This window comes from Wolbachia endosymbiont of Madathamugadia hiepei, assembly GCF_013366855.1.
Lineage (GTDB): Bacteria > Pseudomonadota > Alphaproteobacteria > Rickettsiales > Anaplasmataceae > Wolbachia.
This window is the reverse complement of record NZ_WQMP01000024.1, coordinates 1-10,822: the sequence shown is the minus strand read 5'-3', so window position 1 is coordinate 10,822 and position 10,822 is coordinate 1. Positions and strand designations below refer to the sequence as shown.

Genomic DNA, 10,822 nt, shown 5'->3' with positions numbered 1-10,822 from the left:
CTTTGCTCTTGCTGTGTATTCCTTTCACGCTTTTCAAAAAACTAAAAACTTGTTTTCAATTTCCTTCTTTTATATAATATGCCATTTGGTAATTTCTCTATTTGTAGCTAAGTTAAACTACCAGTTTTTGCTACATCTTTCCTTATTTTCTCATGATAAACTTTTTTCACAGAGACTAGTTTCTTTATAGCTTCCTGAAAATTTTTGCTGTCTTTAATAGCCTTCAGTACACTACTTCTTACTGTTTCATCTGCATCTAAACTTTGACCCTCAGCTATAAGTACATCTTCGTCTTCCCCTGACATGGTTCCATATTTCTAAAAATATACTAAAATATTAACACCTTCAGCTTAAAAATTAATTAACTATGTGAGTGAATAAAGAAGAAACTTGAGCATTTGTTTACAATGTTATATAGTAGTTACTTTGAGAAGTACAGTATGGATAAAACCATTATAAGAAAATACGATATTAGAGGTATAGTAGGCAAAGACCTGCAGATCAGTGATGGATATGAGATAGGCAGGAAGTTTGGCCAAACCGTAGCTAATGTTTGTGTAGGCTATGACAGCAGAATAGACTCGCCAAGTATAGAAAAAGAATTAATCAGAGGCTTAACTTTATCTGGGACAAACGTTACACGCGTTGGACTATGCTCTTCACCTATGCTCTACGCTGCAACGCAAATCATGCAGGCAGATCTTGGCATTATGATCACTGCTTCACATAACCCTAGCAAGTACAATGGCTTTAAATTTTTCAGCAGTAAAAAAGTCTACTCAGACCAAGAAATAAAGGAAGTTATAAGCAGTCCGATTAAGAACAGTACAAAAATTGGCAGCTCAATTAACATAAATATATATAGTGAGTACATTCGTATATTAAAAAGTGCGCTGAAGAACAACTCTACACAAAAACTAAAAATAGCCTGGGATTTTGGCAATAGCCCAGCAAGTGGAATTGCGAGGTATATCGAAAAGATCTTGTCAGATCATGTACATATCGTAACCAATAACTCTATAGATGGAACATTTCCACTGCACGATCCAGATCCTATAGAGGAGAAAAATCTCGTTCAATTGGTTGATGTTGTAAGGGAAAATAAATGTGATCTTGGTATTGCACTCGATGGTGATGGTGACAGGGTGCGTTTAATTGATAATAAAGGCAGTGTTGTTTCCAATGACCATTTATTTATGATTTTTGCGCGTGAAGTATTGGAAGAATACCCAGGAAGCAAAGTTATTGCTAATATAAAAATGAGCATGAAAGTGCATGACTTTATCAGCGGATTAGGAGGGAGGGTAATTGCATGCGCTACTGGACATTCACTAGTTAAGAAAAAGATGGTAGAGGAAGAGGCAAAATTTGCCGGTGAACTGAGTGGACACTTTTTCTTCTCTGAGCTAGGTTTTGATGACGGATTATATTCTGCTATTAAAGCCATTGATGTTTTACTTAAGAAAAATCAAAGTCTATCCGAGGTGATTGAGGATTTACCAAAATTATATATTACTCATGAAGTGAAGGTTGTAGTTAAAGATGAGAAAAAATTTCAAATAATTGAATCAATAAAGAAAACACTAGAGCAACAAAATATTGCATTCTCAGAGCTCGATGGTATTAAAGTAACCAACAAAGATAATAAAGGTTGGTGGCTCCTTAGAGTGTCAAATACACAAAACTGCATTACAGCAAGATGTGAAGGAGATACTCTAGAAGATTTTGAACTAACTAAAAAGGTCTTGTTTTATTACATTGATGGTATCCGCTCAATGGAGTGGTAAAATTAGGTGGACAAGGTAATATAAAAAGAACAACTAACCACTTGCTGAAGAACATTCACCTTCTGCGGCATTTGATGATGGAGCAACCAATTTGCTCAAAATCTCATCTCTTGGTCCCATAGCATAAATAACACCATCTGACATGAGAACTACCTTATCAACCACGGATAGTAACGGTAGTTTGTGAGTTATGATAATAGTTGTGGTATTTTGCTTTTTTGCAACATTGATTGCATTAATTAAGCATGCCTCTCCACTGCTGTCTAGGTTGGCATTTGGTTCATCAAGCACCAAAAGCTTTGTGTTTCCATAAAAAGCTCTTGCAAGGCCAAGCAGTTGTTTCTGCCCACCAGAAAGTGTCACTCCAAAACTCCCTATCGTTGTATCATACCCGTTTGGTAAACTCAGTATTAATTCATGTATTCCTGCAATTTTCGCTGCTTTGATTATTTCTTCAGGATTTGGGTCTGGTCTCATGCGAGCAATATTGGCCTTGACACTGGTGTTAAATAGTTCAATATCTTGAGGTAAGTAACCAACATAATTACCAAAATTTTCTCGATTCCAAGTGTATACATCAGCGCCATCTAGCCTGACTACACCAGATATGGGTTTCCATACACCAACGGTTAGCTTTGCAATGGTTGATTTACCAGAAGCACTTGCACCAATAACGCCCACCACATCTCCTGGCTCTATAACAAATGATATTCCTTTTATTGTTGGTTTATTGCCCCCATAAGGAGTAAAAAATACTCTATCAAATTCCAGTCTTCCTTCAGGTTCTGGTAGAGCCATAGTTTGTTCTCTTTTTGGTGATGTGAGTATAAGTCTTTGCAGCCTTCCATACGACATTCTGGCCTGATTTAAAAATTTCCAAGTATGAACTGCTGCATCAAATGGAGCCAATACTCTACCCATTAAAATTGAGGCAGCGATGATGCTACCGGCAGTTTTATGGGCTGTAATTGCAAGTAATGCACCTGTTCCGATCACTGATATTTGTAGAGTTGAGCGTAAAAACTTAGCGATTCCAGTGATTACATTAGAACGATTTTGTGCTTTGATTTGCATCGCGCGGTTCTGGTCGTTTCGTTTGCACCAATCGGAAACTATGAATTCTGACATACCCATAGCTTCAACCACTTCTGCATTTCTTGTTGCAACATCTATAGCATTGATATTCCGTATAGTTTCTTCGTTAGTTTCTTGCAATATGCGTTTAGTGGCAAGTTCATTCCATATTGCCATAGAAACTAATATAACGATTCCAGCAATAGCCATAGACCCCGTAGAGGTATGTATCATGAATATCACAACAAGGTAAATCAATGACCATGGGGTATCAAATAGTGAGAATATGCCATTTCCTGTAATAAAGTTTTTTATCACTCCAAGGTCTCGTATTGCTTCACCACTGGAGGTTGAGCTCTGCACTGATGTTAGCCTGATTGATCTTACTATCAGATCTGGTGTTGCAGCTTTATCGATCCAGTCACCAATCTTTGCCATAGCTAGATATCGACAGGTTTCGAGCATTGCAGAACACGCAAACGCGGATAAAGTGATGATTGTCAGCATAACTAGTGTCGATACGCTTTCACTCGATATCACCCGATCAAGCACCTGAGAGGTATAAAGTGGTAGGAATAACATTAACAAGTTGATTCCTGAACTAAACCAAAAAATGAACCAAAATGCACTTTTACACTTCTCTAGGCAGGTGTATAGCATACTTTGCTTCAATTCCTTTTTTATTGATGGCGTGACTTCCACAATCTTCCTTTTAACTTGATTACATGCACCATATACAATTTTTATTGCAAAAATATTAACAGCAGCTACTAGCTTTAAGTTGATATAATAAAATATTAATATACATAAATAGAAAATATAAACAATGGCAAAAAGAAATAGCTTTCTTTACTACCTAATTCAGAATGAAGAGTCCTTAATAACTTCCCAATTCCCACTTTGGCCTTGGTGCAAAATTGAGTGAATCCATATAACTCTTCTGTAATTTTTCGATGCCTGTCCACCCAACCATTACTGCATTGTCTGTACATAGGTTGCTTGGAGGAAAAAATACGTTCAAGTTTATATGTTTCTTTAATTTTTCTCTCAGGAAATTATTTGCTGCAACCCCGCCAGTAATTACAAAATCATTGATTTTGATATTTAAAGATGCAGCTATATTAACCGCATTTTTGACTCTATCGAGTAGTATATCGCTAACACACTCTTGAAATGAAGCGCATACATCACACACATCTTGCTCGCTCATTTCAAGTTCTTGTACTAAGTTTTTTACTGCTGTTTTGATCCCAGAAAACGAAAGATTACATCCAGGACGGTTTTTCATCGCCCTTGGAAGTTTAAATCTTGTGCCATCACCTTTTTCAGCTAATTTTTCAATTAGTGGACCTCCAGGATAGCTTAAACCCAGCATCTTAGCGACTTTATCAAACGCTTCACCCAATGAATCGTCCAGTGTTTCTCCAAGTTTAATGTATTTACCTACATCCTGTGCGATTAAAAATTGGCAGTGACCGCCTGATATCAATAGGACTAAAAACGGAAATTTGACTTCATATAGTAACCTAATAACCAGCGCATGCGCTTCCAAGTGATTAACTGCAATGAATGGCTTTTGTGCTACATGTGCAATCGCTTTGGCCATCATTGTGCCAACTATTAGTCCACCTATGAGCCCTGGTCCTGATGTTGCTGCAATTGCATCCAGATCACAAAAATTAAGGTTAGATTTTTCTATAGCGCTTTTTATTAGACCGCTTAAATGCTCCATGTGAGCGCGTGACGCTATTTCAGGGATCACCCCACCGCATTTTTTGTGTTCTGTTTGAGAAAGAATCTCGTGGGCAAGGACTTGCTTATCACTATTTACAATTGCTGCTGCAGTTTCATCGCAGCTTGTTTCAACAGCTAAGATAGTTTTCACGTATACTCGAGCACTTTAATTATAAAAACTATACTCTAAAATGCCATGAAAGTTAACTATATTCTGCTAAGTTAATCATCATCTCCAAAGATAGAGCTAATTTTTTTGCCCCCAGGAGAAAACTTACCAGTCCAGCTACTCTTTACTTTGGTCACACCTTGAATGGCAGTTTTATTGCTGTATTCCTTTATTTCCTTATCTATTCTGTCCATTATTTGTGGGTCCAGGCAACTCTTTATTCCATTGGTCAGCAGCAAGGAACACCCTGTTTAAATCCTGAGTGCGAATTAAGTACTCTTTATCTTTAGGGTAAACCTCTTGCGCCCAAGCAAATAGCTCAAAATAGCGTGCAAATAATTCCGACGCGCGTGATTTTGCAGTCTGATAAGCTTGTATCTCCTTAAATATAACTTGACCGATAATTCTCTGTACAAGAATATTTGCTTGCTTTGGGTTCTGCTTAATATCCTGATAGACTTTATGGAGAAACTCCTGCTCTCGCTTCAGGTTCAGCTCATTTTCAACCATATGTGAAAGTTCGCGTACTATAATGTACGGATTTGACCTTCTCAGCACAATAACGTACCTATTTGCAACGGAAGATTGAATTGTCTTACACACCCCTTCTTCCATATCCACTAATCCCTCTCGATATACTTCAAACGAGAGCCTATTTTGCTTTATTAGCGACAAAGTAAGGTTTAGTGTGTTCCTAAACTTCTCAAATTGGTAGAGATACTCTATGTAGTATTCTCACTATTCTCCGCTTTAGTAGCTTGCCTTATTAAGTTCCTAATTAGCGTACTTTGTTACTATAGCGATATTTCTGCTTTATACTCGGAAATTGACCTATTACAAAGTGTTTTTAGGGAGCTTCATTGTAGATATAGCCAACACCAAATCATGCCACTACATGAGCATAAGCCCACAAGCTAACGTGAGATAAAAAAACTACTTGACAAGTCCCTCCAACTTCCTTATAATGGTACTGAAGCTATTTGTTTATCTTCGCAATCTGTGCAGGTTAATGACAAAAAACTTAGGGTATTTGGCGTCTCATTGTTTAAATTTTTGCAATATGTGCACCTTACGTCTTTTTAAAACTTCTGGTTTTCAAGCTGAAACGCGCTTATAAGTCGTTTAAGACAGCACAGAACGTCAAATAGACAAGGGAGAATTTGAATACTAGCTGCCTCAGAGTTTTTTTGCCTTTTTTCCGCTCAGTAAATTTCTTAACGTTCAAGCCAAGATTAGTTGTAGTTTAAAAGCAGCTAAATTGCAGCGTTTAAGGCTAAAAAGATGCCAATGTTTTTGAACAGATATTGACCAGGGCTTCTTTTGCTTTTTTTCCACCTGGTAAATTTCTTAAATATTTATAGCTAAAGCAATTCAAAAGCCTGTGAAGGGTGTCATTCCAGCGCGTGACGCTGGAATCTAGGGATTTGATTAGGTTAGTGAGTATAAAAGTTATGTTAAAATGCGCCGTTTTTATGGAAAACTGGAAGGACAGGAAAAGGGGCTACTTGGAGACACCATTATAAAGTGACATTAGATTCCAGCGTCAAGCATTTTGCAGTGCTCATCTGTGTTTCTCCTAAGAACTCCCTACCATAATGCAAGAGATCTATTTAGTGACAAAATTAATGCTTTTTTAATTTTAATGGCTTATATTCTGGCTCTAAATAACGACAACGAATATTTTAAATAGGAGATGCTTTTTAATGTCAACAGAACTTTCTAAGGGCAATGATAAAAATAAACAGTTTCTCATGCAAATTGCTGCTTGGCTAGTAGACAATACTGCTTTAACTTTTAATCAAATAGCGCAATGTTGTAAGTTAGCTCTTGAAGAAGTGCAAAATATAGCTGATGAGGAAATAGATGTTGAAAGATTTAATCCTATTATTTCTGGGATAATAATTGAAAAAGAAATTGATAACTGTAAAAAAAATCCAAATCGTATCCCAAGTTTGATTGCAAAAAATGTAAAAAAAAGGAGTAAATCAATCGGTAACACTTCCGGCCTTGCCTCTCCGGCAAGGCGTAGAGATAAACCTGATGCGATTTATTATTTAATAAAAAAGTTTCCTATCTTGGACAACAACGTTATAGCTAAATTGATTAGTACAACAAACTGTACAGTGGAGCAGGTAAGGGATGGGTCTCACTATAATATGCAAAATATAAAACCTCAAGATCCCGTACTGCTCGGTCTATGCAGTCAAGAAAATTTAGAAACAGAAATAGAAAAAGCAAAAATAAAAGAAGAGAAACAAGAAAGGTTGAGAAACATAAAGGAAAATTATTAAAGTCTCTCAAATTGTTTATCTATTTTCATATCTTGTTAATATTAAATTAACTTGACTTGTCAGTGTTTACTGGTATAATGGTAGGTAAAGTATGTAGCTTAATAGCAATTGAGTTTAATACTTCCTAAAGATTAGTTTAGCCTAATTTATTATCTTGTAGTTACATTTTAGGTTAGTAAGCATCAATTAAAATTTTTGGAGGACTATGGTAACAATCAATGACGATGTTTTAGCAAAAGAAAAGATTGCAGCTGGATTAGAATCAGCAAAAACAGGTGAGCAAATTTCCAATAACGATATGGTAAAACAAACAACAAATGAAGGTATAAAAGAAAACCGAAAAGCACTAGATCTGAGTGAACTGAGAAAAAAAACAGCAGAAGAATTATTAGATCTAGCTGAAGAAAGGAAAATTTCAACTAATGGTAAAGGTAATGGCAGAATGCTGAAACAAGAGATGATATTCAGCTTAATGAAGAAAATGAGCGAAGAAGGAGGCATTACTACAGGAAGCGGAATAGTTGAAATATTACCTGATGGTTTCGGTTTTTTACGCTCAGCAAGTGCTAATTATGCTCCGAGTACTGACGATGTGTATATTTCCAATGGACAGATAAAAAAGTTCAATTTGCGTACAGGGGACATGGTATGTGGGGAAATCAGATCACCTAGTGATAAGGAAAGATATTTTACTTTAACTAAGGTTCAAAGTATAAACTCTACTGAAGTAAGTGAGCTGAGAAAATACGTCCACTTTGACAACTTGCTTCCTCTTTACCCCGAAGAAAGGTTGATTCTTGAAAACAACAGCGGTGTAGATAATAAAAAAGATATAAGTATGCGAGCTGCGGATATAGTTGCGCCTCTTGGCAAAGGACAAAGAGCATTAATAGTTGCTCCACCCCGCACAGGAAAAACGATATTGCTCCAGCAAATGGCTCATTCTATAGCTACAAATCATCCAGAAATAGAATTAATAGTATTGCTTATAGATGAAAGACCTGAAGAAGTGACAGATATGATGCGTTCTGTAAAGGGCGAGGTAGTGAGTTCCACATTCGATGAGCCTGCTTACCGCCATGTACAGCTTGCTGAAATAGTAATAGAAAAAGCTAAAAGAATGGTTGAGCATAAAAAGGATGTTGTAATTCTGCTCGACTCTATAACCCGTCTTGCACGTGCCTATAATGCAGTCATTCCTTCGTCTGGAAAAGTTCTAACTGGTGGTGTAGATTCAAATGCACTGCAGAGACCAAAACGTTTTTTTGGAGCAGCCCGCAACATTGAAAATGGTGGTTCTTTGACAATAATTGCTACTGCTCTTGTAGAAACTGGTTCAAAAATGGATGAAGTTATTTTTGAAGAGTTTAAAGGTACAGGTAATGCTGAGGTTATACTTGATAGAAAACTTGCTGATAAGCGAATATTTCCAGCTATTGATATTACAAAATCTGGAACTAGAAAAGAGGAGCTATTAATTGATAAGGCTATATTGAATAAAATATGGGTGTTGCGTAGGATACTTAATCCTATGGGATCTGTTGAAGCAATGGAGTTTTTACGCGATAAGTTGCTTTTAACAAAGAGTAATGCTGACTTTTTTAACTCCATGAACAATTAAATGTCAACGTCAGGGGCAAAGTTTTTTTTGCCCCTCCAGTGAGATAAAATTTAGGAATTCAATCTTAACTTTTCACTTAAAATCAAATTCACAACATCAGGGCTAGCTTTTCCTTTTGTAAGTTTCATGACTTCACCAACAAAGAATCCGTATAATTTTGTTTTACCGCTTTTGTATTCTTGAACTTTATCTTGGTTGTTATTGATGATTTCGTCGATAACTTCAGATATTTGACCTTTATCGGTTATTTGCTTTAGATCCTGCTCTTCTATAATTAAAGATGCCGATTTGCCAGTTTCAAACATAATATCAAAAACTTGCTTGCCAAGTTTAGCAGAGATTGTCCCATCAACGATAAAATCCAAGAGCTCGGATAAGGCGTTTGCTTTGATCGGAGAGTTTACAATATCAATACCTGCTTTATTCAAACGACCAAAAAGTTCTACAGTGAGCCAAGTAACGGCAAGCTTTGAATCGTGCTTTTTTATCAATTCTTCAAAATAATCAGCAATTGCTTTATCGGAAGTGATGACTTCTGCATCGTATTCGCTGATACCTAACTCTTTAATGTACCGCAGCTTCTCTTGGTCTGGCAACTCAAGCAAAGATGACTTAATAAGATCAATTTTGTCCTGGCTTACTTCAACAGGCAACAAATCAGGTTCAGGAAAATATCTGTAATCGCTTGCATCTTCTTTATTTCGCATCACTTTTGTTTTTCCCAAAGCGACATCAAACAATAAGGTATCTTGACTTATTTCTCCCCCACTTTCCAAAATTTTAATCTGCCTTTGTATTTCATAATCTATAGCCTGCGTAATGTAACGTATTGAATTTAGGTTTTTTATTTCACAACGAGTGCCAAATGTGCTGCTGCCTTTTGGGCGCACAGAAACATTCGCATCACAACGAAGTGACCCCTTTTCCATATCACCATCACATGAGCCAATGTAACGTAAAATCTGCCTCAATTTTTTCATAAATTCTGCAGCTTCTGCAGATGAGCGAAGGTCCGGCTTCGAAACAATTTCCATTAAAGCAACCCCTGCACGGTTTAAATCCACATAAGTTTTGCTCTCTTCATGAACACTCTTTCCTGCATCTTGCTCTAGATGAATTCTCGCAATTCTTATTTCTTTTTCATTATTATTGATGAACACTCTGCCATTCCTAACTATCGGCTCAAAGAACTGAGTTATCTGATAACCTTGCGGTAAATCAGGATAAAAATAATTTTTCCGGTCGAAGTAGGAACACTTATTAATTTCCGCAGAAAGCGCGAGACCGGTGCGTATTGCCTGCTCTATAGAGTAGTAATTTAGTATTGGCAATGTGCCCGGCATTGCCGCGTCAACCAGAGAAACTTGAGTATTATGTTCAGCACCAAACTCAGTTGGTGCACTGGAAAATAGCTTTGTCTTAGAAGAAACCTGAGCGTGCACCTCAAGCCCAATTACCGCCTCCCAATTCTCTTTTGTCATGCATTCAATCCAAGTGATAATTTCAATATTCTACAAAATTATTACAAAAAGTCAAAACAAAACTCATATTTTTATACCTTTATCTTAACTTTTTAACCTGTGATTTAAGAGCAGTGTGTACCAAAAATTGCTTGACAACTTTCGCCATTCCTTTTATCATGTAACTAGAGGTGTTCAGTTATCTTCATCTATGCAGATTAAATGACAGGATTATAACGTAGTTGGCGTCTTATGTTTAATTTTTTGCACTATGTGCACCTTACGTCTTTATTAATTTTACCTAGACTTCTAGGTTTTTCCCTATACAAGCTGAAACGCGCTTACAAGTCGTTTAAGGCAGTACAGTACGCCAATTTGCAGGATTAGAGAGTGAGCAACTTCTACCACGGGGTTCTTTTGTCTTTTTTTCTGCTTAGTAAGTTTCTTAGCGCTTAAGCTAAGGGTCTGTTGCAGTTTAAAAGTCGCTAAATTGCAGCGTTTAAGACTTTAAAAAACGCCAATACTGAAAATAGACAATGGCTAGGGTTTCTTTTGTCTTTTTTCAGTGAATTTCTTATAGCTATCGTAAGCAGGATCTAGTCTCTGTGAAAAAAGTTTATCATGAGAAAATAAGGAAAGATGTAGCAAAAACTGGTAGTTTAACTTAGCTAAAAATAGAGAAACTA

At 36.6% G+C, this 10,822-nt stretch carries 7 protein-coding genes and 1 pseudogene; 3 read left to right on the top strand and 5 right to left on the bottom strand.

Annotation, left to right across the window (positions count from 1 at the left end):
- Nucleotides 1–107: 107 nt before the first annotated feature.
- Complete coding sequence (locus GO685_RS01545) at nucleotides 108–305, bottom strand: hypothetical protein (protein WP_175937267.1); 198 nt, start codon at nucleotides 303–305, stop codon at nucleotides 108–110.
- Between the two features lie 135 nt (nucleotides 306–440).
- On the opposite strand from GO685_RS01545, the gene GO685_RS01540 reads away from it, so the two are divergent.
- Entirely contained in the window at nucleotides 441–1,787 is a 1,347-nt protein-coding gene (locus GO685_RS01540; RefSeq protein ID WP_175937266.1) for a phosphomannomutase/phosphoglucomutase, read from the top strand.
- Nucleotides 1,788–1,820: 33 nt separating this feature from the next.
- Here the strand turns inward: GO685_RS01540 and GO685_RS01535 are convergent, their stop codons facing one another.
- The 3 genes and pseudogenes from GO685_RS01535 to GO685_RS01525 all read right to left on the bottom strand — a co-directional run bounded on the left by GO685_RS01535 (nucleotide 1,821) and on the right by GO685_RS01525 (nucleotide 5,543).
- Nucleotides 1,821–3,563 (bottom strand): type I secretion system permease/ATPase, encoded by a 1,743-nt coding sequence (locus tag GO685_RS01535; protein WP_175937265.1) that lies wholly within the window; start codon nucleotides 3,561–3,563, stop codon nucleotides 1,821–1,823.
- Nucleotides 3,564–3,738: 175 nt separating this feature from the next.
- Complete coding sequence (gene tsaD, locus GO685_RS01530; RefSeq protein ID WP_175937264.1) at nucleotides 3,739–4,746, bottom strand: tRNA (adenosine(37)-N6)-threonylcarbamoyltransferase complex transferase subunit TsaD; 1,008 nt, start codon at nucleotides 4,744–4,746, stop codon at nucleotides 3,739–3,741.
- 71 nt (nucleotides 4,747–4,817) lie between these two features.
- Nucleotides 4,818–5,543 (bottom strand): annotated as a pseudogene (locus GO685_RS01525) (WD_0702 family putative metalloprotease).
- Between the two features lie 924 nt (nucleotides 5,544–6,467).
- Here GO685_RS01525 and GO685_RS01520 point away from each other — a divergent pair.
- The gene (locus GO685_RS01520; protein ID WP_175937263.1) at nucleotides 6,468–7,055 is read left to right on the top strand and encodes a cell cycle transcriptional regulator TrcR; all 588 of its coding nucleotides are present in this window, start codon (nucleotides 6,468–6,470) and stop codon (nucleotides 7,053–7,055) included.
- A 298-nt stretch (nucleotides 7,056–7,353) separates the two neighbouring features.
- A complete protein-coding gene (rho, locus tag GO685_RS01515) occupies nucleotides 7,354–8,676 on the top strand; it encodes a transcription termination factor Rho (RefSeq protein WP_246226333.1) in 1,323 nt (440 codons plus the stop codon).
- Nucleotides 8,677–8,726: 50 nt separating this feature from the next.
- On the opposite strand, the gene gatB is transcribed toward rho, so the two are convergent.
- Nucleotides 8,727–10,157, bottom strand: a complete 1,431-nt coding sequence (gene gatB, locus GO685_RS01510; RefSeq protein WP_175937261.1) for an Asp-tRNA(Asn)/Glu-tRNA(Gln) amidotransferase subunit GatB — start codon at nucleotides 10,155–10,157, stop codon at nucleotides 8,727–8,729.
- Nucleotides 10,158–10,822: the final 665 nt, after the last annotated feature.

Excerpts from the sequence above, each read along its gene's own strand:
- GO685_RS01545 (WP_175937267.1), bottom strand. The coding sequence starts at position 305 with ATGTCAGGGGAAGACGAAGATGTACTTATAGCTGAGGGTCAAAGTTTA.
- GO685_RS01540 (WP_175937266.1), top strand. The coding sequence starts at position 441 with ATGGATAAAACCATTATAAGAAAATACGATATTAGAGGTATAGTAGGC.
- GO685_RS01520 (WP_175937263.1), top strand. The coding sequence starts at position 6,468 with ATGTCAACAGAACTTTCTAAGGGCAATGATAAAAATAAACAGTTTCTC.
- rho (WP_246226333.1), top strand. The coding sequence starts at position 7,354 with ATGGTAAAACAAACAACAAATGAAGGTATAAAAGAAAACCGAAAAGCA.
- gatB (WP_175937261.1), bottom strand. The coding sequence starts at position 10,157 with ATGACAAAAGAGAATTGGGAGGCGGTAATTGGGCTTGAGGTGCACGCT.